We start from the raw sequence: 24,153 nt of genomic DNA on the forward strand, positions 1-24,153 counted from the left end.
TGCGCGATGCGTCACACCCCGATGCCGATGCGAACCGAGCGCACTCGGCATGGCACCCTTAGAGCTGCGAATGAGGCAATCACGGACACGGGTTCGACAAGGAGCGGTCACAGTGCAGCGCTGGCGTGGCTTGGAGGACATCCCCGAGGACTGGGGGCGCAGCGTCGTCACCATCGGTTCCTACGACGGGGTGCACCGCGGACACCAGCTGATCATCAAGCATGCCGTGGACCGCGCCCGTGAGCTGGGCGTTCCCTCCGTCGTGGTGACCTTCGACCCGCACCCGAGCGAGGTCGTGCGCCCCGGCAGCCACCCCCCGCTGCTCGCCCCGCACCACCGCCGCGCCGAGCTGTGCGCCGATCTGGGTGTGGACGCGCTGCTCATCCTCCCCTTCACCACCGAGTTCTCGAAGCTGTCGCCCGCCGACTTCGTGGCCAAGGTCCTCGTCGACAAGCTGCACGCCAAGGCCGTCGTCGAGGGCCCGAACTTCCGTTTCGGCCACAAGGCCGCCGGCAATGTCGACTTCCTGCGCGAGCAGGGCGAGACGTACGACTTCGACGTCGAGGTGGTGGAGCTGTACGTGAGCGGTTCCGCCGGGGGCGGCCAGCCGTTCTCCTCGACCCTGACCCGGCGGCTGGTCGCCGAGGGCGATGTCGAGGGCGCGCGTGAGATCCTGGGCCGCCCGCACCGCGTCGAGGGGATCGTCGTCCGCGGCGCCCAGCGTGGCCGTGAGCTCGGCTTCCCCACCGCCAACGTCGAGACCCTCCCGCACACCGCGATCCCCGCCGACGGCGTCTACGCCGGCTGGCTGCACGTCGCGGGCGAGGCGATGCCCGCCGCGATCTCCGTCGGCACGAACCCGCAGTTCGACGGCACCGAGCGCACGGTGGAGGCGTACGCCATCGACCGCGTCGGCCTCGACCTGTACGGCCTGCACGTCGCCGTCGACTTCCTCGCCTACGTCCGCGGCATGGCCAAGTTCGACTCCATCGAGGCGCTGCTCGAAGCCATCGCCGACGATGTGAAGCGTTCGCGCGAGCTGATCGAGGCGTACGACGGGGAGTGACCCGCCGTCGTACGGGGCAGGGGCGCCGGCGCTCTCAAAGGCACCGGGCGCCCCTCTTTTTCACGTACTGAGCGTCCAGCGGCACGCCGCCCGCTTCACGTACCGAGCCGTGCCCAGTGGCACGCCACCTGTGCCTCGCCGCTGCCGTTCAGTACCTCCAGGTCCTCGCCCCGGCACGCGCCCGCGACGCCCGCCCGTTCGGCCTCTCCGCTCGCCAGGATCTGGCAGCGCGCGTGGAAGCGGCAACCGGCAGGGATGCGGGAGGGGTCCGGGGGTTCGCCGGTGAGGACCACCGGGTCGCCCGGGGCCTCCGGGAGGACGGACAACAGGGCCTGAGTGTACGGATGCCGGGGCGCGGTCAGGACCTTCTCCACCTCGCCGGTCTCCACGATCCGGCCCAGGTACATCACCGCGACCCGGTCGGCGATGTTCCACGCCAGCCCCAGGTCGTGGGTCACCACCAGGGCGGACAGGCCGAGTTCGGTGCGCAGCCGCAGGAGCAGGGCGAGGATCTCGCCGCGTACCGACGCGTCGAGGGAGGCCACCGGCTCGTCGGCGACGATGAGTTCGGGCTCCAGGACCAGCGCGCCCGCGATGACGACACGCTGGCGCTGGCCGCCGGACAGCTCGTGCGGGTAGCGCAGGAAGAAGCGCTCCGGCGGGCGCAGACCGGCCCGGGAGAGGGCTTCGGCGACCGCCGCCCGTTCGTCGCCGCCGTACCTGTGGATGCGCAGCCCCTCGGCCACCGCGTCGTACACCGTGTGCCGGGGGTTGAGCGAGCCGCTGGGATCCTGCAGGACCAGCTGGACGCGCTTGCGGTAGGCCTTGAGGGCGCGTGCGGAGTAGTCGAGCGGCGCCCCGTCGAAGGTGACGCGGCCGTCGGTCGGCGGGACCAGACCGAGCAGGGAGCGGGCCAGCGTCGTCTTGCCGCAGCCCGACTCGCCGACCAGGGCGACGATCTCGCCGGGGCGGATGTCGAGGTCGACGCCGTCGACGGCACGCGCGCGGGCGGCGCCGTGACGTCCGGGGAAGGCGATGTGCAGGCCCTCGGCCCGGAGCAGGGGAGCCGCGGTCATGGGGGGCGAGGTCACAGGGGTGGTGGTCATGGGGCGCTGCTCCTGGCTTCTTCCGCCGGGGTGCCCGGCTCGTGGACGGTCGCGCCGGTGTGCACACAGGCGGCCCACCGCCCCGCACCCGCCTCCCGCAGTGCCTGATCCTCGGTGGCACAGCTGTCCAGCGCCACCGCACAGCGAGGATGGAACGTACAGCCGGACGGCAGCGCCGACGGGTCCGGTGGATCGCCCGGCAGTCCGCGCGGCGCGAACCGCGAGGCGGGGTCGCCGATGCGTGGGAACGCCGCCGACAGCGCCTTGCCGTACGGGTGCCGGGCCGCCTCGTACACCTGTTTGGCCGGGCCCTCCTCGACGACACGGCCCGCGTACATCACCGCGAGCCGGTCGCAGGTGTCGGCGAGCACGGCGAGGTCGTGGCTGATCATGATCAGGCCCAACTCCTGCTCGGCGACGAGCTGTTCGATCAGGCGCAGGATCTGGGCCTGGATCATCACGTCGAGGGCCGTGGTCGGTTCGTCGGCGATGACGAGCCGGGGGTCGCAGGCCAGGGCCATGGCGATCATGACGCGTTGGCGCTGCCCGCCGGACAGCTCGTGCGGGTAGGCGTTCGCTCGGGCGGCGGGCAGACCCACGTGCTCCAGCAGCTCGCCGGTCTTCTTCTTCGCGCCCGCCGGGGTCGCCTTCTTGTGGAGCAGGATCGGCTCGGCGATCTGGTCGCCGATGCGGTGCACGGCGTTGAGGGAGTGCATCGCGCCCTGGAAGACGATCGAGGCGCCCGCCCAGCGGACCGCCCGCACCCTCCCCCACTTCATCGTCAGCACGTCCTCGCCGTCGAGCAGGATCTCCCCGCTCGTACGGGTGCCCGTGGGCAGCAGCCGCAGCAGCGCGAGCGCCAGCGTGGACTTGCCACAGCCGGACTCGCCCGCGATACCGAGCTTCTGGCCCGCGTCGAGGGAGAGGTCCACGCCGCGCACGGCGGCCGCCCCGCCCGCGTACGTCACCTCGAGGTTCCTGACCTCCAGCAGACGCCGCTTCGCCGGAGTGCTCATCGGGTCACCCCCAGCTTGGGGTTGAGGACGGACTCGACCGCGCGTCCGCACAGCGTGAACGCCAGCGCCACCACCGCGATCGCGACCCCCGGCGGCACCAGGTACCACCACTTGCCCGCGCTGACCGCGCCCGCCTCCCGCGCGTCCTGGAGCAGCCCGCCCCAGGACACGACCGTCGGATCGCCGAGGCCGAGGAAGGCGAGGGTCGCCTCGGCGAGGATCGCGGAGGAGATGATCAGCGTGGTCTGCGCCAGCACCAGCGGCATCACATTGGGCAGCACGTGCCGGGACATGATGTGCCAGTGCCCGCCCCCGAGCGCCTTCGCCCGCTCGATGTAGGGCCGCGACTCCACGGCGAGGGTCTGTGCCCGCACCAGCCGGGCCGTCGTCGGCCAGGTGGTGACGCCGATCGCCAGGATGATCGTGCCGATCGAACGCGACATCACGGTCATCAGCGCGATCGCGAGCACCAGGGTCGGCATCACCAGGAACCAGTCCGTGATCCGCATGATCACGGTCGCGTACCAGCCGCGGAAGTGGCCCGCGGTGATTCCGATGAGCGCGCCGATCGCGACGGAGAGGACGGCCGCGAGCAGCCCGACGAGCAGCGAGACCCGGGCGCCCCACACCACGAGCCCGAGCAGATTGCGCCCGAACTGGTCGGTGCCGAGGGGGAATCGGGCGCTGGGGCTCTCCATCGGGCCGCCCGGCGCGTCGGTCACGCTCTGCACGTCGGAGCCGACGGTCAGCGGCGCGGTGAGGGCGATCAGCGCGAAGAGGGAGAGGGCGGCCAGTCCGAAGACGCCCGCCCGGTGGGTGCGGTACTGCCGCCAGAAGCGGACGACGGAGTGGCGGCGGCGCTGCCAGGCGAGGGCGCGCGAGCCGACTGTGGCCACCTGCGGGGTCGCTTCGGTTGTCATCGGCCCGTCCGACTCGGTCGTGGTCATCGGCCCACCCGTGGGTCAAGCAGCGGATAGATCAGATCGGCCAGGGTGTTCATCACGATCACCGCCGAGGCGAAGACGAAGAACAGCCCCTGGACCAGTGGCAGATCGGGCACGCTCAGCGCCTGGTAGAAGAGCCCGCCCAGGCCCGGCCAGGAGAAGACGGTCTCGACGAGGATCACTCCCGCGACCGTCCGGCCGAGGTTGATGAAGATGAGGGTGACGGTCGGCAGCAGCGCGTTCGGCACCGCATGCCGACGGCGGACGAGATCGTCCCGAAGGCCCTTCGCGCGCGCCGTCGTCAGATAGTCGCTGCCCATCTCGTCGAGCAGCGCCGAGCGCGTGACCAGCAGGGTCTGCCCGTACTCGACGGCGACCAGCGTCACCACCGGCAGGATCAGATGGTGGGCGACATCGAGGACGTACGCGAAGCCCTCCTTGCCACCCGACTCCATGCCGCCGGTCGGGAACAGGCCCGGGATCGGCCCCATGCCCACCGAGAAGACGATGATGAGCAGCAGACCGAGCCAGAAGGACGGGATCGAGTACAGCGTCAGGGCCAGACCGGTGTTGAGGCGGTCGCTCGTGCCGCCGCTGCGCCAGGCGGAGCGGGTGCCGAGGAAGATGCCGAGCGCGGTGTACAGGACGAACGCCGTGCCGGTGAGCAGGAGGGTGTTCGGCAGCGCTTCGGAGATCTTGTCGATGACAGGGGCCCGGAACTGGTACGAGGTGCCCAGGTCGCCGGTGAGGGCCTTGCCGCAGTAGTCGGTGAACTGCTGCCACAGCGGCAGGTCGAGACCGAACTCCTCACGGTAGTGGGCGAGTTGCCCGGCAGAGACCTGACGGCCGCCCGTCATGTACTTCACCGGATCGCCGGGGATGAGCCGGAAGAGGAAGAAGCTGGTGACGAGGACGGCCAGCAGCGAGACGGCCGCGCCGCCCAACTTGCCCACCACATAGCGCAGATACGCGGTGGTGGTGCGCGCCCGTGGCCCGCGGACCGACGGCCCGGCCTGGGCCGGACCGTCGGTCGCCTCGACCAGCGAGGGTGTTGCCTCAGCGGTCATGAACTACTCATTCGCTCGTACGTTCATGGGGTGCCCGTGGGTGTCGGGTGACGGGGACGGCGGACGGGGGACGGGCAACGGGAGGTCTATTCGCGGTCCTCGGCCGTGGCGCGGCGCCGCATCGCGAAGAACGCCCCGACGCCCATGAGAACGACGACGCCCGCGACGATGCCGATGATGACGCCCGTCGAGCTCGAACCGTCGGAGGACGCACCGGAGGCGTCGGCCGGAACCGCCGACCACCAGCTCCAGTAACCGTCCTGGCCGTAGATGTTGCCCGCGGCCTTGGGCATCGTCTCGATCGACTTGATCTGGTCGGTGCGGTAGGCCTCGACCGCGTTCGGGTACGCCATGACGTTCATGTACCCGGTGTCGTAGAGCCGCGACTCCATCTGCTTGACGAGGTCCGCCCGCTTGGCGGTGTCGTACTCGGCGAGCTGCTGGTCGTACAGCTCGTCGTACTTCTTGTCGCAGATGAAGTTGTCCGTCGCGCCCGTGTCCTTGGGAGTGGCTGGCAGCGCCCCGCAGGTGTGGATGGACAGCACGAAGTCCGGGTCCGGGTTGACGGACCAGCCGTCGAAGGCCAGGTCGTACTTGCCGGCCAGCCAGGGGTCGGTCACGTTGTCGAGGCAGTTGAGAGTGACACCGATGCCGAGCTTGCCGAACCACTCCTTCACGTACTGCCCGACCGCCTTGTCGTTCGGGTCGGTGGCGTGGCAGAGGATCCGGTAGTCGATCGGCTTGCCGTTCTTCTCGAGGCGCTTGCCGTCGGCGTTCTTCTTGTAGCCCGCCGCGTCGAGGAGCTGGGCCGCCTTGGCCGGGTCGTACGCGAGCTCCTGGTTCGCCGACGGCTTCCAGTGATACGTGGAGAAGCGCGGCGGGATGTATCCCTCGCCCTCGACGGCGTGGCCCTGGAAGACCTTGTCGATGAGGGTCTTCCGGTCGATGGCCATGAAGAGCGCCTGGCGCACCTTCTGGTTCAGCAGCGACTCGGCGCCGTCACCGAAGCGCTTGCCGTCCTTCGCCTGGGCGCCGGGGTTGGTGGCGAGGGCGTAGAAGCGACGGCCCGGAGCGTCGTTGACCTTGATGTTCGGCTCGCCCTTGAGAGACGCGGCTTGGGCGGGGGTCAGCGCGGGGGAGCCCGCGACGAAGGAGACCTCGCCCTTGCGCAGGGCGGCCACCGCGGCGTCCTGGTCCTTGAAGTACTTGAAGACCAGCTCGTCGAACTTGGGGGCGCCGCGCCAGAAGGTCTTGTTCGGCTTCAGCCGCACATAGCTGTCGGCCTTGTAGTCGGTCAGGACGAACGGCCCGTTGCCGACGATCGGGAAGCTCTGGTCGTTGTTGAACTTCGAGAAGTCCGTGACCTTCTCCCAGATGTGCTGGGGGACGATCGGCACATCGAGCGCGCCCATCGTGGCCTGCGGCTTCTTCAGCTCGATGACGAGCTGGGTGGGGCTCGGGGCGGTGACCTTCCTGAAGTTGGTGACGAAGCTGCCGTTGGCGGTGGCCGCGCCCTGGTCCGTCATCATCTTGTTGAACGTCCACGCCGCGTCCTGGGCGGTCGCCTGCTGTCCGTCCGACCACTTGGAGTTCGAGCGGATCGTGTAGGTCCAGGTGAGCTTGTCGGCGGACGGCTCCCACTTGGTGGCAAGGCCCGGGACGGTGTGGTTGTCCGCGGGGTCGTAGTTGGTCAGGTACTCGTACATGAGCCGGTGGATGCTCGTACTGAGCAGGCGCGAGGCCAGGAAGGGGCTCAGCGAGTCGACGCTCTGCGCGACCGCGACGGTGAGGACCTTCTTGCTCTCCTGCTTGCTCTCCTTGGCCTGCTGGCTCCCCTTGGCCTGAGCCTGTTGCGGGGCCGGGTTGAGCGGGGTCGCGAGACCGGCGGTGAGGGTGAGCGCGGCGGCGGCTGCGGCGGCGAGGAGCCGGGGGCGCAGACGTCCTCTGTTGGGCTGATCGTGTGTGTTCATGGGTCGGTGACCTCGCGTCATCGCTCGCACAGGGATGGCTGGTTGACCTACTGGATCAGGGTGATCGGGGGACGCCGGCGGGATTGATGTGTGTGTCTATCAGCGGCGGTCTCGGCGCGTCAACGGCGCGTGAACCCCGTGTGGCCTGCGGAAATAACGAGTTGGCGCGGATTTTTCGCTCATTGGTTCAGACCGGTGAAGCCCTCCTGGCCAGGGGGTGACGCCCTGTTTCGTGCCTGGACACGCGAAAGCCCGCACCCTGGGGGAAGGGCGCGGGCCTCGGCGAGAAACGGTGCCCCTGAAGGGCCCGATCGGGTTACTGATGTCCGGTTGTCGACGTCCGGCTTCGATGTCCGGTCACTGCTGTGGGGGTGCGGGCGGGGGAGGGGTCTGAGGGGGCTGGCCCTGGTACGGGGGATAGGGCTGACCCGGTTGACCGGGGTGGAACTGCTGGCCCGGCTGCGGAGGCTGGGGAGGCCCCGGATAGGGCTGGCTGGGCTGCGGGGGTCCCGCGTACGGCTGGCCCGGCTGCTGGGGATGGGGCTGCTGCCCCGGCATCGGTGCTCCTGGCACGCCCTGGCCCTGCGGGTAGGGGTACTGACCGGGCATCGGCGGGGCGGCCACCGGCGGCGGGTTGCCGTCGTTCGTCCACAGCCCGTGCGACTGCTGGTGCCGCACGATGTCCTCGGCGACCATCGCGGACAGGTTGAAGTACGCCTCCCGCACCTTGGGCCGCATCATGTCGAGGTCGACCTCGGCGCCCGCGGCCAGGTGCTCGTCGAACGGCACGACCACGACACCGCGGCAGCGCGTCTCGAAGTGGCCGACAATGTCCTCCACCTTGATCATCTTGCCGGTCTCACGCACCCCGGAGATGACGGTGAGGGACCGCGAGACCAGATCCGCGTACCCGTGCGCCGACAGCCAGTCCAGCGTCGTACTGGCACTGCTGGCACCGTCGACGGACGGCGTGGAGATGATGATGAGCTGGTCGGCGAGGTCGAGTACCCCGCGCATGGCGCTGTACAGCAGACCGGTGCCCGAGTCGGTCAGGATGATCGGGTACTGCCTGCCCAGCACGTCTATCGCGCGCCGGTAGTCCTCGTCGTTGAAGGTCGTGGAGACGGCCGGGTCGACGTCGTTGGCGATGATCTCCAGGCCGGAGGCGGCCTGCGAGGTGAACCGCCGGATGTCCATGTACGAGTTCAGGTACGGGATCGCCTGCACGAGGTCGCGGATGGTGGCCCCGGTCTCGCGGCGCACCCGGCGCCCGAGCGTGCCCGCGTCCGGGTTGGCGTCGATCGCCAGGATCTTGTCCTGTCGCTCGGTGGCCAGCGTGGAGCCGAGCGCGGTGGTGGTCGTCGTCTTGCCGACACCGCCCTTGAGGCTGATGACGGCGATCCGGTAGCACGACAGCACCGGGGTCCGGATCAGCTCCAACTTCCGCTGCCGCTCGGCTTCTTCCTTCTTCCCGCCGAGCTTGAACCGCGAGGAGCCGCCGGTGGGGCGACCACTCTTGGCCTTCTGCTTCTTGTTGTTGAGCAGCCGGTCGGAGGACAACTCCACCGCGGCCGTGTACCCGAGCGGGGCGGCGGCCGGGTTGGTGGGCTGACGCTGGTCGTGCTGGACGGGCTGCGGCCAGGCGGCTCCGGTACGGGGGTCCACCGGCGGCTGGGGCTGCGCCTGCTGCGCTGCCGGCTGCGGTCCCGGGTGGGGCTGCTGCGGGAAGCCGTAGCCGCCCTCCTGGGGCGCGTTCGGAGCCGGGGGCTGGGGGAAGCCGTAGCCCGACTGCGGGCCGGGGGCCTGCGGTGCGGGGGGCTGGGGCTGGTTGGCCTGCGGTGCGCCGCTGTGTGGCGCGTTGGCCTGCGGTGGGGTCGGCTGGGGAGCGGGCGCGCCCGTCTGCGGGAATCCGTAGCCGCTCTGCTGCGGTCCCGGGTGGGGCGGGACGGGGGCACTCGGCTGCGGGAACCCGTAACCGGTCGGCGGGGCCGGGGGGTTGGGCGCGGCGGGAGCCGGAATCCCGGGGTGCGGGAAGCCGTAACCGTCCTGCGGCGCGGGTGGCGCGGGCGGCGCGGGTACGGAAGCGTCGGCGACCGGAGGGGCCACGGGGCCCGGCGTGGGCGGCGTGCCCTGCGGATGCCAGGCGGCGGGCGCGGGCTGCGGAGCCTGCGGCTGGAACGGCGGCTGCGGCTGGGCGAGCGGCTGTTGCGGCGGGACCGCCGGCTGGGCCGTCGGCTGGGCGGGCGGCGGCCCCGGGTAGGGCTGCTGCTGGGGCTGCTGATGGGGGAAGCCGTAGCCACCCTGCTGGGGCGGCAGCGGCGGCTGTCCCTGTGCGGCGGTCGGCTGCGGCGGGACGGGTTCCTGGCCCTCCGCGGCCGTCGGTTGCGGCTGCTGAGGGGGCCCGGACTGCGGTGGCACGACCGGCTGGGGGGAGGGCCAGTGGGCCGCCGGGGCCGGGGCGGCGGGCTGGTAGGCGGGCGGCAGCGGCGGCAGTCCGCTCTGCGGCATCGGTGGGGGAGCCCAGGCGGGAGCGGCTGTCTGCGAGTCCTGCGGCACGTCGGTCCCGGCGTCCGGTGAGGTGTTCGCCGCGAGGTCCTGGGGCCAGTCGTCGAAGTCATCGGCTTCGTGCGCCGACGCGTCCTGGGACACGGGGGCCTCGGGAGCGGAGTCCTGAGCCGCGGTCTCCGCCGTCACGGCGGCAACGGGGCCCTCGCCCCCCGCGTCGTCGGCGCCCTCGGCGCCCTCGACGTCGCCGTCGGAGGCACCCGCGGGCTCCTTGAAGCCACCATCGGCTGCGGCTGTGGCGTCCTCGGAGTCCTCGTCGCCCGCGTCGGCCGGAACCTGCGCTGCCTCGACCTCACCGTGCGGGCCGTCTTCACCACCGGTCGGGTCCGTCACGTCGGCCCCGACGTGCGCGGGCTCCTGCCCGTGTCCCGCGGCGGAGTAGGTGACATCGGAGCCGTCGCCCGCGGGGCTGTTGTCGGAGCCGTCGCCCGCAGCGGCGGCGCCGGTTCCGTCGTGCTCGCTCGTGCCCGCGTTCGCGCCTTCCGCCGACGAGGGCGCTTCCCCGCCGGCCGCGACCTCACCGGAGGCCTCGGCGGACTGCTGCTCCCCGGCCGGCACGGCGGGCGCGCTCAACTCGAAGTCACCGCCGGTCGTGTCCTCGCCGTCCGATCCCTCACCGACCGGCGCGCCCTCGGCGACAGCGGCGTCCCCGGCGGGGCCTGCGGACGCTTCCTCGGCGGCTCGGGCCGCGGCCTCCCGCTCCGCGAACTCACGCTTGAGCGCGGCGGCGGAGAACCGCATGGTCGAGCCGCTCTCGATGTCACCGTTCCCGAGACCCGCCTCGTCGGCCGGTACGACCAGCGGCGTCCAGGCGGGCTGAGGTCCGGACGCGGGCACGGCCGGAGGCACCGGTGCTGCCGACGGAACGGGCGCGGCCGGAGGAACCGGTGCGGCCGGGTCGAACGACACCGGCGGAGCGGACGGCGCGGGAGGAGCCGGCGGAGGTGGGGTCGGCGAAGCCTGGGCCGAATGGCCCGACGCGTTCTGCGTGTACCAGGCGGGCGGCGCGTAGTCGATGGTGAACTCGCCCGTCGCCTCGACGGCGGACTCCGCGTCGGACTGGTCATCGCCGGGTGTGGCCCAGCCCCCGCGGATCCCGTCCCGATCGCTGTTCACAATTCCTCCTGGTGTGGTCAAGCACCCTCAATGCCGTGCTGACGCGACCGTTCGCTTCGCGTCTGTCTTCGCGTCTCTTCGTGCGAAGCGCGGGCGGGTCCGTCGACGGGTGGGTCGAGGGATACGGGTCGCGCCCGGTCCCAGCCTAATCACCACGAGCGCCATGACGGCAGGCCCGTCCGCCCCTCCGCACGGGTCCGCTCCGTCACACCTTGCCCAGAAGCGGCGTACGCACGCATCAAGGGAGTTAACAAATCGGGCAATCGTGGTGAACAAGCCGGGCACGACAAGGGGGAAATCGTTCCCAAAGGTCCAATTACGGACCGATGTTGAGTCGGCGATGCTCGGGGACGCTCGGTCAGTCCATCCTGCGCGGCGTACCGAACAATCCGGTCTCGGCGTCCGTGGGCTGAGTCATCACGTACTGCCGGTCGCGGTCGGCGCACCAGAGCGTGACCCCGTCGGCGAGCGTGGGCAGTGAGTCCACATCGCCTCGGGGCAGCGCCAACGCCCGCCCTATTTCGGCGGCTTCGTCCGGTGAGACCCGCTGCACGCCGACGAGCCGCGCCTGCCGCAGCAACCGGGGGGCCACCGGGCTGAGATACGGCAACAGCGTCAGCACCGACTGCCAGGGGCCGGAGACCACACGCCCGCGCGGCGGTCGCATCCCACAATCACGCACCACCAGCACCGGGTTGCCGGCCGAGGAGCCCTGCGGCGGAACCCGCCCCACGTCGTGCACGCTCATGCCGTTCTGCCCGCCGCCCATGGCGTGCACCATCTGCATCCAGGCCGGCGCGCGCCCCGTCTCCACGGCCACACGCGCCCCCGTGGCCGCCGCTCTCAGCGCGAGCACCTGCGCGGTCCAGAGACCGCCGATCAGGACGACGTCGTACGGCGTCGGCCTGTTGAGTCCCAGTACGGCGGGCTGCCCCTCGGCGTCCACCCCGATGACGACCCCGTCGTCCCCGATGGGCAGCGCGAGCGAGTCGACCTGCTCCACGGACAGCGAGTGCCGCCCGTGCCGAGGCCCGAGCAGCCCGAACCCGCTGCGCAGACGCCCACGCCCCGGCTCCGGCACCGAGCCGGGGGAGCCGGCCGATCCGGCCCCCGAAGCTCCACGAGCTCCCGGATCCCCCGAGACCCCGTACGGTCCCGGAGCCCCGAACCCACCCGAATTCCCGTTCCCGTACGCCCCCGAGGCGGTGGCTCCACCTGTGGTCATGGCCATCAGCGAACACCCCCGAGAGGCAGCGTGGCGAGCACGCCGGGCAGCTGCTCGCGATCGAGCCGGGCCAGCCCCGTGCCGGCCTGGCGGGCGGCGTGCTCCAACGAGCGGCGCGCCGCGACCAGTTCGTCGTCGCTGCGGCCGGTCACCCGCATGTGCCCGCACAGCGACACTTCTTGGCGCTCTCCGCGCCGCAGCGTCAGGCTGAAGGTGGTGGCCAGCGCGGGCACGGCCGTGAGCAGCGCGACGAGTTGCGGCAGGGAAGGCCCGCCGCCACCGCCCAGTTGGGGCCAGCGCCGCACCCAGTACGTCGTGTGTCTGCGGTTGTCGCAGCGCCAGCTGCGGCCGGACTCCTCGGTCCGCCGCGCCGGCAGGTCGGTGCGTCCGGCCTCGGCCGTCACCAGAGGGTTGGCACACGCCGAGGTCGCCACCGCGGCGGTCAACTCCTCCTCGTTGAGCACCGTGGTACGAAAACCCGCCCCCATGAGGCGACTCGCGAGGTGGTCAGCGGCGCGCACGACGCACTTCTGCGCACCGACGAGTCCACCCCCGCGCGCGGCCACCGCCTCCGGGCACAGCTCCGGATCGAGCTTCAACGCGATCCAGGTGATACGCACGGCGGGTGCCCCGGTCTGCTCCTGGAGCGGCGCGTAGTTGCTGACGGCCACGGACTGCTGTGGCAGGTGCAGCGCGGGCGCGGGCTGCGTGTGCAGCACGATCTGCGCCGACTCCAGATGGATGTCGTCCACGTCCAGCGTGTCCCGCACCAGCCCCAGGGGGAGCGGCTGCCGACTCCGCTCGGCGCGCAGCGCGGTCGCGTCGGCCTCCACCTGAAGGACGGCGGTCACGAACGTACCGTCCCCGATCACGCCGACGGGCCGTCGGTCCCGCGCGCTGTACGCGGAGGTCCGCAGGCCCGGATCGCACTCCACGGCCGGGGCGAGACCGGGCTCCGTCCCGGGCGGTATCGGCGTACTCGCCGCGCGCCGCTGCCGCGCCCGCAACGCCCGTGCCGTGGCCAGCCATTCGGGCAACGAGCGGCCCCGGCGCCGTACGAAGGCGAGCAGGACGAGTGCGACCGCGACGACCGCGGCCGGCATCAGCGCGAACGGACCGACGATCCACCCGACGAGCAGCGCGGCGGCGGCGATTTCCAACAGAACGATCCGTTGCAACCGGAACGACCCCGACTGCCCGGGACGCACCTTGAGATGCAGCGCCCCCGTCTGTCCCTGCGCCCGCGCGGGCGACGCGGACCGCTGCGACCGGGGTGCCGAGGAGCCCTGCTCCCGCGACCGGTCACGCGACCGGAACCGCGTTCCGGAAGCCATCACTGCATCCCCCCGTTTTCCTCACAACTCATTGGAACAACGCCACCACACAGGGCCCTTGAAGGCCCCGATACCCTACCCGCTCCACAAGACCGATCCCTTACCAGGCATAGTAGGGGGCCGGTCTGACAACGGAGGGCGGGGGACGGTGTACCCCCCAGCGCCGCCAGGCGATACACGGGGAGAAACAGGCACACATGGCATCTCGGCGGGACCAGCTCAACGCCTACACCTTCGCGAAGCGACGTACGCTCGCGTCCTTTCTCCAGCCTTCTCCGGCGGGCTCGGAGGAAGGTGCGCCCAAGCCGCTGAGCGCGCTGGTGCCCGGCGTCGTCGTGGGCGTGGTGATCCTCGCGGTGTTCGGCGGGATCGGCATGTTCAGTCCGACGGCGCCCAAGGGCTGGGCCGAGCCGGGAGCGCACGTCATTGTCGCGAGCAAGTCGACGACGAGATATGTGGTGTTGAAGACGGGCAAGCAGGCGCAGCTGCACCCGGTTCTCAACATGGCCTCCGCCAAGCTGCTGCTGGATCCCAGCAAGGACAGCGTCATCACCGTCGACGAGAAGATCCTCGACAGCGGCAAGCCCCCGCACGGAGCCACGATCGGCATCCCCTACGCCCCTGACCGCCTGCCCTCTCCCGGCGAGGCCGAGACCGCCAAGCACTGGGCGGTCTGCGAGCGCCCCAGCGCCGGCGGGCGGGCCATCCAGAAGGCGGCGTTCGTCTTCGCCAAGAAGGACTGGTCCAAGACCGAGGGCAGCAACAAGCTCTCCGGAGGGGACCTGATGTACGTCGTCGCCCCCGACGGCAAGACCCAGTACGTCGTGGACGCGCAGGGTACGAGGTACCAGCTGGCCGACCCGGCCGACACGGAGTTGCTCAAGGCCCTCGACACCCAGGGGCGCGCCCCGCAGCGCGTCTCCCAGCAATGGCTCGACACCCTGCACCGGGGCGCCGCGATCTCGATTCCGAAGATCGACGGCACACCGGGCGTCAAGGCGGGCGCCTCCAGCAGCCTCGGGCAGTACGACAAGGTCGGCATGGTCATCAAGGCGTACGACGGCCAGTTGATGCAGTACTACGTGGTGCTGCCCGGCCGCGTGGCCCGTATCTCCGAGTTCACCGCCACGCTGCTGCTCAACAGCGGGGCCCTCGTCGACGTCGGGCAGGCGGGCGAGGCACAGCAGGTCAGCCCCGGAGCCGTCGTCGACAGCACGACGTTCCAAGCGGAGAAGAACTGGCCGACGCACCAGCCGAAGACGGTGAACGACGGCTCCAGCGCCACCAGCGGCCGCAACACGGTCTGCAACGTCCTGCGCTCGGTCGACGGGAACAAGGGCGCGACCACCCTTTCGGCCTGGGTGGGTACCGACTTCCCGGCGCAGCTGCCCACGGGGTCCTCCAGCGCGTACGTCACCGCCGGCTCCGGACAGCTCTTCCGTCAGTTCCAAGGCACGGAGACGAAGGCGGGTGGCGTGTTCCTGGTCACCGACACCGGTCTGCGCTACGCCCTCCAGTCCAACAGCGACAGCGCCACCAACGACAGTGGCATCGGCTCCTCCGCCGAGCAGCGCAAGGAGGAGCTGAACGAGGCCAAGATCGCCCAGACCCACCTCGGCTACGAGAAGGTGGCTCCCGTGCCCATCCCAGCGGAGTGGTCGACGTTCCTGCCGACCGGCCCGCGCCTGTCCGAGGCGGCGGCGCGGCAGCCGCAGGGCTCGTAGCCGCGGCAGGGAGGAGAACGAACTCATGCTGAACGCGGATACGCTGAGGACGGCGTGGTTCCGAGCCGGACGCGGCAGGCGGGCCGTGACCAGGACATCGGCCCTGGCCGCCGTGACCGCCCTCACCGCGACGACCTCGGTACTGGCCCTGCCGTCGGCCGCGGCCCGGGCGGACGACAGCGGCCAGTGCACGTTCCCGTCGAAGAAGTACTCGGGCCGCCCCTGGGCGCTGCAACGCGTCAACCTCGACGAGCTGTGGGCGCAGTCCACCGGCAAGAACGTCCAGGTAGCCGTGATCGACACGGGAGTCGACATCAAGAACTCCCAGCTCACCCATGCTGTCGACGCTTCCAAGGGCAAGAACTACCTTCCGCCCAAGAACGCCAAGGGCGAGAAGATCGACCGCGGCAACGCGCAGGGCACCACCGACACCGTCGGCCATGGCACGCGCGTGGCCGGCATCATCGCGGCCCGCGCGGTCAAAGGCACCGGCTTCGTCGGCCTGGCCCCGGACGCCACGATCATCCCGATCAAGCAGAACGACGCGGAGGGCGACGGAACGGCGAAGACCCTGGCCCTGGCGATCCGCCACGCTGTCGCCGAGGGCGCCGACGTCATCAACATCTCCCAGGACACGGCGAACGCCGTCGAACCCGCCGCGAGCCTGCAGGAGGCCGTCGACTACGCCCTCGGTCGGCAGGTCGTGGTCGTCGCCTCGGCCGGCAACGACGGACTGGGCGGCAACGTCAAGATCACCTACCCGGCGTCGTACAAGGGTGTCCTCTCGGTCGCGGCCTCCGACCGCAACAACGAACGCGCCTCCTTCTCCCAGTCCAATGAGTTCGTGGGGGTGGCGGCCCCCGGCGTCGACATGATCTCCACGGTCCCCGGCGGCGGCCACTGCTCCGACAACGGCACCAGCTTCTCCGCCCCCTACGTGGCCGGCGTGGCGGCCCTCCTGAAGTCCAAGTACCCCAAGTGGACCGCCCGCGAGATCGTCGCCCAGATCGAACAGACCGCTGAACGCTCGGTGTCCGGCCGCGACCGCCTGGTCGGCTGGGGTGTGGTCGACCCCGTCAAGGCCCTGACGGACATCGACCCGGCCCACCCGGTGGAGACCCCCAAGGCCGAGGAGGGAGTGACCCGCGCGGAGGCACCCTCGGTCGCTCCCCTCCACTTCGGCGAAACCTCAGACGAACGCAACACCCGCCTGGCGACCTACGTGGTCGTCGGCGGCCTCGTGGTGGTCGCGGGCCTGGGCGGGACGGCTGTGGCGGTGCGGGATGCGCGGAGGAGGCGGCGGGGGGTGGGCGGGGAGGCGTGACGCGGCCCGTCGCGATCTCCGGCATCGGCATCGGCATCGGCGGCGAACCCGTGTTGCCGATCGAGGGCCAAGGGCCGTTGAACCAGCCGCCGGAGGCACACAGGCGCCTCGGGTTTCGCGCGAGGCGCCCGCTGTCGTCCCGCACCGCGGGCGCATGCGCCTCCCCCCGCCTCACCGGCTCAGGAGCCCCGCTTGCAAGGTCCCTGTTTGTTGAGCGCAGCGGTGTAGCCGGAAATCAGGCTCTTCATGGCCGACTCGTTCGGCCGCGCGGGCTTCAAGACCTTGACGAGGGTGCTGATGTCCTCCTTCTCCACACCGGCTCCGCGGCACTTGACCAGCGAGACAGCGGCCTGGTCGGCGTACGCGATGGTGCCGTCCTGAGCGGACTTCGGCCGCGCGATGGAGAGTTGGCTGAGCAGGATGTGCTGCGCCGAGTCACCGGCGTCGATTCGCTCCCTGCTCAACGTCAACACCATGACGTCGTCGACGGTGACCTTGCACAGCTGCACGTCGTCACTCGAACCCTCCGCCTCGTCGGCGGTGAGTTTCTTGCCGGAGGCGGGCAGAAGGTGAGAGAGAGCGTCGGTGGGAACGGACACTCCGCACAAGGCCTTCGGGACCGTGAAGTCTCGCCCCGGTTTGTCTGCCGAGCAGCCGGCCGCAGCGATTGCGGCGACGAAGAAGGAGACACCCCGCAGGATGAATGTCTTGTGTCTCAATTCGCGTCACTCTCCGAGTTCCACTGGGCGCCGTCCGTGTGGCTGACACCTGCGGCCGTGCGAGCGGCGCGCCTCAGATCGTCGGCCGTGTCGGAGTTGATGTGCGGATTGTTCACCAAGGCGTTATTGACCGCGGCTTGGGCTGAGTCGATGGCTGCGTCACGACCCAGGGTGTACTGCTTCCCGGCTTCTTGCTCCGCCTCGGTCGTCGTGTCCTTCTCGATGCTCTTCATGATGGATTCCTGGATGTCCTCCGAGGCCCATTCGAGAGGAGCACCGGCAATGGGGATGCGCTCGCCGACCTTCTCGATGCCCATGCCCAGGATGCGGTCCACCCATTTCTGCTTTTCGGCTGCGGCCTCGTTGAACTCGGTGTCCGACGCGGCGTGGTACTCGTAGATCGCATCGGCTCTGGCGTCGCTCATGATGCCGGCGATCGCCGAACCCGGCGCGACCACATCACCCACGCGTCCGTCCAACGAGGCCGTCGAATGGCTGCCGCCGTTGATGACGTGGTCCACGACCTCGGACGTGTAGGCCTGCTGGGCACTCGTGATCGCTGAATAGGCGTCAGGATCCTGCCCCACCGCGCCCAGGAAACGAGCGGCGTGACCCGTGTCCAGGCCTGCGGCCGCGCCGAATGTCGGGAACAGATCACTGTTGGGGTCTTCCTTGTACATGGCCCGTTGGAAGTCCCCCATGTACTCCGCGGTGATGTCTCCGAGGCTGTCGCGCATGCCGTACAGCGGTCCCGACTCCTGGTCCTCCAGGTCACCGTTCTCGTTGTGTCGAATGAGTTCGGGATTCTCACCGAACTTGTCGACGATCTCACTGACCAGGTGCGCTCGGGCTTCGGTGTGCTTGATGGCGTCACCGGTGTCGTCGTCGTACGGCCGACCCGTCGTCGCCGACTCCAGTGCGTGGCCGAGGGCCTCGGGGCCGAAGGTCAGCGCGTTCTTCGTCTTGTCCTCGTCGGCCAGGACGTTCGTGTCGTTTGTGTCGACGGTCCACTCGAAGTCCTTGTCGGTGAACACGTCGAGATACGAATTGAAGCCCGGATCGCCGCCCTTCTTCACCGTGCCGTCTTCGTTGTACGCGGTCGGCGGCTGGGTGAAGAACTTCTCCGAGGCCTCGGGGCTGTGCCCCAGTGCCTCCAGAACGCTGTTGAGCGGGTCGTTCCCTGTCCCCAGACTGCCCGAGGGGTTGAAGCCGTAAATGTCCTCTTGGCCCATGGGCTTGTTGTTGAGGAAGAAGTACGGGTCCTTCTTGTGCAGCTGGGTGACGTGTTCGGCGATCGGGTCGAGGAACTTGGGGTCGTAGTTGCCGTAGCGCAGCAGGCCACCGAGGACCTGGTAGCCGTACGGCTTGTTCCACTGGCCTTTCTGCCAGCCGATCTGCTGAGTCCCCAGGCGGCGGAAGTCGTCGCCCCAACTGCTCGGCAGGTGGTGCTTCGTGTCCGGATCCGTGGCGTTGGCCAGCGCGAACCCCATGTTCTTCTGGAGGTCCCGGACGGCGTCGAGGCGGACCTTGCTCGCGTCCGCGTCGGTGCCGTTGATCGACATCGCGGCGTAGAACTCGAGCGTCTTCTCCGGCCCACCGAGCCCCTGGTAGAACTCGGTCGCGAACTCGCCGTCCTTCTCACGGCCGTTGAAACGCATCAGGCGATTGAATTCCTGCAGTTCCGCGTCGCTCATCTTGTCGCCCTTGCGGGCCAGTTCGAGGGCGCGTTCGGCCTGGGCGTCGTTCAGGGACTCGTAGTTGCTGTGGCCCGCGTTGTTGGCGTCGTTGCCGTGGCTCTTGCTGAGTGCCCGGGCGACCGAGGCGTCGATCTCGGCTGCATGGGCGAGGATCCCATTGATCCGGCCCTCCAGCTCCTGCTTGGCGTCTAGCTGTTCTTGCGTACGTTCGTCGGTGTCACCGCGAACATGGGGGAAGAAGCAGCGGACCTTTCCCTCGCCGATGTCCTCGACGCGGATGCCGAGGTTGCCCGCGTCCACTTCCACGGCGTTCTTGATCTGTTTCTGGAGCGAGGCGAGCTCCGTGTGCCCGTCGTTGAGCACCTGATAGATGCTGTTCGCCTCGGTGTGGAGGTCCGAGATCTCCTTCGTCGTCTTGGTGATGAACTCCCGCGTCACCGTCGCGTTGACGCCGGCCCAATGGGCGGAGTCCGACTTGGCCTGCATTCCCTTGCTGGCGTTCTCCGCCGATGTCTTGAGGGCGTCGACGGTCTTCTTCCAGTCCGACACGGCAGTACCGAGCTTGTCGAGGTCGACCTCGATGAGGTCCGTGAACGTGAGAGCCACTGGTGGTTCCCCTACTTGAAGTACTCGTTGAGCTTCGACACCGACACGGCCGAGCCGTCACGGCCACTGAGGACGGCCCCGATCTTCGCGTCGTCCTCCGTATGGAGTTTCTTGCTGTAGTCCAGGTGGTTGGAGATGTGCGCGCAGGCCTGTAGTACGGACTTGACCTGAGACGTCCAGATCGCGACGGTCGTCTCCAAGGCGCTGCCCGTCGCGAAAGCGTGCGACTTCAACGTGGCTGCCGCCTGCATGGTCGAACCGACCCCGTCCTTGCCGGCCCCCGCTCCGGCGATGTCGGCCCCCGCGTGGAGGTCCTCGTAGAGGATGTGCGCCTCATGCCCGACGGCACCGAGGTCGTCCTGGCGAACGACGAGATCCCCGCCGCCTCCGCCGCCTCCGCCGTCCGGCGCCAGTTGGTTGAGGCGCATGTGGGTCGACTGCCGTTCGTTCGCCTGAGCCTTGAGCTGCTCCCACTCGTCCCATGCCATGGTCGGACCCCTTCCCCCGGTGCCTGACTTTCGGTGTTCGCGTCGGTTGGATGTTGCCATTTCGACGCGGCGGTGTCCGGTCAAGCTAGCAACCAGGCGCAGGGAAAATTCGAGCAATCTCCGTTGTGTGTCGTTTGTTCGGCGTGAAGGTTCGAAGGAGGCCGGATCGATGGACGGGTGACGGCAACGGCGGTCCGGAGGGGTGCGCGAGGCTTCCCCGGCAACTCGCCTGACGTCTGAGTGGCGTTGCTGCTGAGCCGACGCCGTCGTCGCGTGTAGAAGTTTGATGAAGATCGCAAACGGTGCCGCGATGCCCGCGCCGACCCCGTTCAAGGTTGGTCAACCTCCCGCGAGGCGCGGCGTGGAGGGGGTGTGCATTCGTTCACAGTGGGATGGCAAAAGCGGACAAAATGTGGCGCCTGGTTCGGTCTCGTAACTGAGTTAACACGTAAGGCGGTTGGCCCGGATGTACAGGTTGACTACAGTGGTAAACGCGTTGTGAGGTGCGGTTCGCTTTGCGATCGTACGGAGAGCGGACAGGCGCCTCATTCGACAGACATAACGGGGAACGGGGGAGGAGCGTCGTGCTTCCGGCAGACATGGTGGGGGGCGTGTCGGCGACCAGGGCGGCGGACCTGGAGACCAGTGGCGAACTGCTGACCGCGTTCGTGAATCGGGTGGATGCTGTGCTCCGCGACCTTGAGGGGTCGGCGGGCAATCCGACGAAGGTGAGCGCCCAGGGGATCAGGCTGACATCTCTCAGCGCTGGGTCCGAGGGTGTCTTCCCCGAGGCGCACGACCTGTACAAGCAGTACGACAGGGTGCACCAAGAGCTCACCTCCCTGTCCAAGACCCTGCATCTCCAGATCGAGGCGACCGGGATCGCCGTGCAAGGCGCGGCTCACGGCTTCGACAAACTGGAAGAGGAACAGCGTCGGCGCTTCTGGGCGATCCAGACGGAGATTCGAGACATCCAGAGCGCCGAGGGCGACAAGCTGCACGCCCCGGGCTCGAAGACCGGTGCGAGGTACTGACGATGGCCGACAAGCACGAGGCGGATCTTCAGCGGGTCACCGCCGAGAACGACTACACGGACATCACCAGGGCGGGTGAGCATCTGCCGCAGGGCGGCGGGCTGTTCACCAGCATGGTCAACGGCGTCGTACGTACGGTCGCCGAGACGAACCCGCACAAGAACACCGTTTGGGGCAGCACGGACTTCGACGGGAAGAATCTCGCCCTGAACCAGATGCTCGACCTCGTCGAGGGAACCGATCCGGAGGACCTGGAAACCTCGGGCAGGGCCCTGTGGAACGCTCGCGACGCCATCAAAACGGCGGCTGACGAGCTCAAAGGGCACATCGACAAGGTTCACTGGGTCGGAGAGTCGGGCCAAGCCTTCCGCACGTGGGGCACGAATCTCGTGGAGAGCACGACGGCACTGAGCACCTTCGCTGGAGGTGCGGGCGACCAGATCTCCGCTGCGGCCGTAGGCCTGGCGTCTGTGCGCGGTGCCATGCCGTCTCGTGACACGGACTCGAACCGGAAGCGCCCCGAGCATTTCACGGCGGCCGAGAAGACTGCGAACAAAGAAGATTACGCCGCTGCCGTACGGGTGGAGAAGGACCGCCAAGAGGCGATCAATCAGATGAATCGGTTGGCGTCGTACTACGCGGTCTCGAGCCAGGAACTCGGGGGCCTGAAAGCTCCGACGTTCGAAAGCATGCCGGATGTGGGAGTTCCTAAGCCTGCGAAGTCCGATTGGAAGGAGCCCTCAGGGTCTGGCTCGGGCTCGCATGAAAGCACCGGAACGGCATCTCCCGCGGGTCATCACGCGACGGTGACAAGCGATGTGGCCAGGCACGTCACAAGCGACCAACCGACGCCCGCGAAGGACATCGTCGGCAAGATCACGCGGCCCGACGAGCCCGACGAGCCCGTCGGTACCAATATCGACAGCGTCGGCACGCTGCCACCAGCCACGACCACGCCCGTGACCGGCCACACCCCACCCGTGACCGGTACTCCTGCCACGGGTGGGGGGCAGACCAATCTGTTCGGGGGCGGGTACGGGACACCCATCCCCAGCGGCATTTCAGGCCGGAACGTAGGCGGATCAGGCGGTGTCCGGACCCCTGCATCCACTCAGGGCAGAGCTGGAACATCTGGTCTGGGCAATTCGGGCTCGGGACGTTCGACGGGACCGATTGGCCGTGCCACATCCACTGGTCAGTCGGCTGCCAGGGGCGCTGCTTCCGGGGCGAAGTCGTCCCCGCTGGGCCGAGGTGTCACCGGTGGTACCCCGCGGGCCGGTGGCACGACGACGCCACGCGCCAACGGCGCCCCGACCACCGGCGCAGGCCGTAAGAACGGCGTGGTCGGGGGGCGGCCCACGACCGCTGCCGGTTCTCCGGCGAAGGGCGGCTCGAGGATTCCTCGCGGCACGGTCGTCGGTGCCGAGGGAGCGGCCAACTCCCGTTCCACGACAGGCCGGCCCGGGCAGCGTGGCGTCTTCGGAGCATCTGAGCCCACTGCGAGGCCCAGTTCGAGCGCGACCACCTCTCGCGGCGTTGCGGGAGCATCCGAGGCTGTCAGTGGCAGGCCGACTGAGCGTAACTCCGCCGCCCGAGCCGAGCGCAACGGTATGACACGCGGTGGCGCCGGCCTGGTGCGTGGACCCGGCAGTAAGGGAAAGCCTGGCGACGAGGGAAACGCGGAGGCAGCGCCGCGCCCCGACTACCTGGTCGAAGACGAAGAGACCCACCTGCCCAACAAGCCGCGGCGCGATGTGCCGCCGGTCGTCAACTGAGCGCGAACGAGGACACGGAACACGATGAAGTCAGGGACCAGCCGACGAGCCGAGCGGGCTACGTTCCACAGAACGCGCTGCGGTAGACGAGTGCGTGCTGTGGGCGCGGCCGTCGGCGTCCTGGCCGCTGTGGGTATGGGAATGGCTCCGAACGCCGCTGCGTACGACGCCCGGTCGAAGCAGTGGTATTTGGAACCGATGCAGGCCGAGCAGATGTGGAAAGTCAGCACGGGGAAGGGCGTCAAAGTCGCTGTCATCGACAGCGGGGTGAACGCAAGTACTCCGTCGTTGAAGGGGCAGGTCCTCACCGACGAAGTCCCCAAGTCGGTCGCGTACCACGTCACGGACGATTACAGCGGCCATGGAACGACCATGGCCGAATTGATCGCGGGTACGGGAGCCGGGGGTGGGTTGCAGGGCCTGGCGCCGGGAGCGAAGATCGTCCCGTTTCGCGTCGAGCTTGAGAACCTGAAAGGTAGTGCGGCAGAGAAGCAGAAGACGCCCGACCCTATAGACGCGATCAGGGCGGCAGCCGACACCGACGTCAAGATCATCAACATGTCGTTCGGCTCGGAGGGGCCAAGCACCAAGGAAGAGGCGGCTATTAATTACGCCGCTTCAAAGGGCAAGCTACTGATCGCTTCAGTCGGTAACGATGGTGAAACCGGGGGCAGGATTGGTTATCCGGCCGCGTTCCCGTATGTAGTTGGTGTGTCGTCGTCGGATGAATCTGGCACAGTGTCGAAGTTCTCCTCGTCCGGAGGCTACGTGGACTTCGCGGCGCCGGGACAGGACTTCCCCGGGTGGTGTGACGCGAACTTCCGCTCGTACTGCGACGACAGGGACGGTACGAGTCCCGCAGCCGCCATCGCCTCCGCCTCCGCCGCCCTGATCTGGTCCGCCCACCCCGACTGGACGGTGAACCAGGTCACCCGTTCCCTGATCGATACGGCCGGCCGTAGTTGGCCGAAGAACAAACCGGGTACCTACCTCGGCTACGGCGCCGTTCGCCCCCGCGTGGTTCTGGCGAACCCCGAGTACAACCCCGGCCCTGCGAACGTCGATCCGCTCGCCAGGGAGAACGGTGGCGATCTGCTGGCCAAGTCCGCGGACTCGTCCACGTCTTCCGCTTCGTCCTCACCCTCCGCCTCTGCATCAGCCGCGTCACAAGCCCCGGAAAAGGGTTCTGGCGGCGCCACGTCGGCGGCAGGATCGAGCGCGGACTCGTCGAGCGACAGCAACACACTGTGGATCGCAATGGGTGCCGCGGCCGCTGTGATCGTCATCGGAGGCGGCGGTTTCGCCGTCATGCGGGCGCGACGTGCCAGATGACGTCGTCAGCCGTCCATGCCCTGCACGGTTCGCGCAGGGCATGGA

At 69.2% G+C, this 24,153-nt stretch carries 17 protein-coding genes; 6 read left to right on the forward strand and 11 right to left on the reverse strand.

Annotated features, from left to right (window positions below; all coding sequences use genetic code 11):
* Positions 1-112: 112 nt before the first annotated feature.
* Positions 113-1,066, forward strand: coding sequence for a bifunctional riboflavin kinase/FAD synthetase (locus OG798_RS37235; RefSeq protein WP_097224634.1), 954 nt, complete (start codon positions 113-115; stop codon positions 1,064-1,066).
* A 95-nt stretch (positions 1,067-1,161) separates the two neighbouring features.
* On the opposite strand, the gene OG798_RS37240 is transcribed toward OG798_RS37235, so the two are convergent.
* The 8 genes from OG798_RS37240 to eccE form a co-directional block, all read right to left on the reverse strand.
* Positions 1,162-2,172 (reverse strand): ABC transporter ATP-binding protein, encoded by a 1,011-nt coding sequence (locus OG798_RS37240; RefSeq protein WP_097224633.1) that lies wholly within the window; start codon positions 2,170-2,172, stop codon positions 1,162-1,164.
* Positions 2,169-3,188, reverse strand: a complete 1,020-nt coding sequence (locus OG798_RS37245; RefSeq protein ID WP_267062960.1) for an ABC transporter ATP-binding protein — start codon at positions 3,186-3,188, stop codon at positions 2,169-2,171. The genes OG798_RS37240 and OG798_RS37245 overlap by 4 nt, the downstream gene beginning before the upstream one ends.
* The gene (locus OG798_RS37250) at positions 3,185-4,108 is read right to left on the reverse strand and encodes an ABC transporter permease (RefSeq protein ID WP_095857738.1); all 924 of its coding nucleotides are present in this window, start codon (positions 4,106-4,108) and stop codon (positions 3,185-3,187) included. The genes OG798_RS37245 and OG798_RS37250 overlap by 4 nt, the downstream gene beginning before the upstream one ends.
* 23 nt (positions 4,109-4,131) lie before the next feature.
* Positions 4,132-5,199 (reverse strand): ABC transporter permease, encoded by a 1,068-nt coding sequence (locus tag OG798_RS37255; protein WP_183127149.1) that lies wholly within the window; start codon positions 5,197-5,199, stop codon positions 4,132-4,134.
* Between the two features lie 86 nt (positions 5,200-5,285).
* Positions 5,286-7,169, reverse strand: coding sequence for an ABC transporter substrate-binding protein (locus OG798_RS37260; protein ID WP_267062961.1), 1,884 nt, complete (start codon positions 7,167-7,169; stop codon positions 5,286-5,288).
* 357 nt (positions 7,170-7,526) lie between these two features.
* On the reverse strand, positions 7,527-10,850 hold the full coding sequence (locus OG798_RS37265; protein WP_328758376.1) for an SCO5717 family growth-regulating ATPase: 3,324 nt from the start codon (positions 10,848-10,850) through the stop codon (positions 7,527-7,529).
* Positions 10,851-11,208: 358 nt separating this feature from the next.
* Positions 11,209-12,075, reverse strand: coding sequence for a hypothetical protein (locus tag OG798_RS37270; RefSeq protein ID WP_257016557.1), 867 nt, complete (start codon positions 12,073-12,075; stop codon positions 11,209-11,211).
* Between the two features lie 5 nt (positions 12,076-12,080).
* Positions 12,081-13,409: a type VII secretion protein EccE gene (gene eccE, locus OG798_RS37275; RefSeq protein WP_179436422.1), complete on the reverse strand. Its 1,329-nt coding sequence runs from the start codon at positions 13,407-13,409 to the stop codon at positions 12,081-12,083.
* Positions 13,410-13,606: 197 nt separating this feature from the next.
* Here eccE and eccB point away from each other — a divergent pair, with 197 nt between their 5' ends.
* Entirely contained in the window at positions 13,607-15,133 is a 1,527-nt protein-coding gene (gene eccB, locus OG798_RS37280; protein ID WP_095852289.1) for a type VII secretion protein EccB, read from the forward strand.
* Between the two features lie 25 nt (positions 15,134-15,158).
* Positions 15,159-16,457 (forward strand): type VII secretion-associated serine protease mycosin, encoded by a 1,299-nt coding sequence (gene mycP, locus OG798_RS37285; RefSeq protein WP_097224631.1) that lies wholly within the window; start codon positions 15,159-15,161, stop codon positions 16,455-16,457.
* Positions 16,458-16,636: 179 nt separating this feature from the next.
* Here mycP and OG798_RS37290 read toward each other — a convergent pair whose 3' ends face one another.
* The 3 genes from OG798_RS37290 to OG798_RS37300 form a co-directional block, all read right to left on the reverse strand.
* Positions 16,637-17,056: a hypothetical protein gene (locus OG798_RS37290; protein ID WP_257037977.1), complete on the reverse strand. Its 420-nt coding sequence runs from the start codon at positions 17,054-17,056 to the stop codon at positions 16,637-16,639.
* A gap of 116 nt (positions 17,057-17,172) precedes the next feature.
* Complete coding sequence (locus OG798_RS37295) at positions 17,173-19,479, reverse strand: hypothetical protein (protein ID WP_097224629.1); 2,307 nt, start codon at positions 19,477-19,479, stop codon at positions 17,173-17,175.
* Between the two features lie 11 nt (positions 19,480-19,490).
* Complete coding sequence (locus tag OG798_RS37300; protein WP_121414860.1) at positions 19,491-19,967, reverse strand: hypothetical protein; 477 nt, start codon at positions 19,965-19,967, stop codon at positions 19,491-19,493.
* Between the two features lie 611 nt (positions 19,968-20,578).
* Here OG798_RS37300 and OG798_RS37305 point away from each other — a divergent pair.
* From OG798_RS37305 to OG798_RS37315, 3 genes are all read left to right on the forward strand, one after another.
* Positions 20,579-21,001 carry a hypothetical protein gene (locus tag OG798_RS37305; protein ID WP_306458595.1) on the forward strand — a complete coding sequence of 141 codons (423 nt, stop codon included), beginning with the start codon at positions 20,579-20,581 and terminating at the stop codon, positions 20,999-21,001.
* Between the two features lie 2 nt (positions 21,002-21,003).
* Entirely contained in the window at positions 21,004-22,776 is a 1,773-nt protein-coding gene (locus tag OG798_RS37310) for a hypothetical protein (RefSeq protein WP_267062966.1), read from the forward strand.
* 90 nt (positions 22,777-22,866) lie between these two features.
* Positions 22,867-24,108, forward strand: coding sequence for a S8 family serine peptidase (locus tag OG798_RS37315; protein WP_443053939.1), 1,242 nt, complete (start codon positions 22,867-22,869; stop codon positions 24,106-24,108).
* Positions 24,109-24,153: the final 45 nt, after the last annotated feature.

The organism is Streptomyces sp. NBC_00271 (genome assembly GCF_036178845.1).
GTDB lineage: Bacteria > Actinomycetota > Actinomycetes > Streptomycetales > Streptomycetaceae > Streptomyces.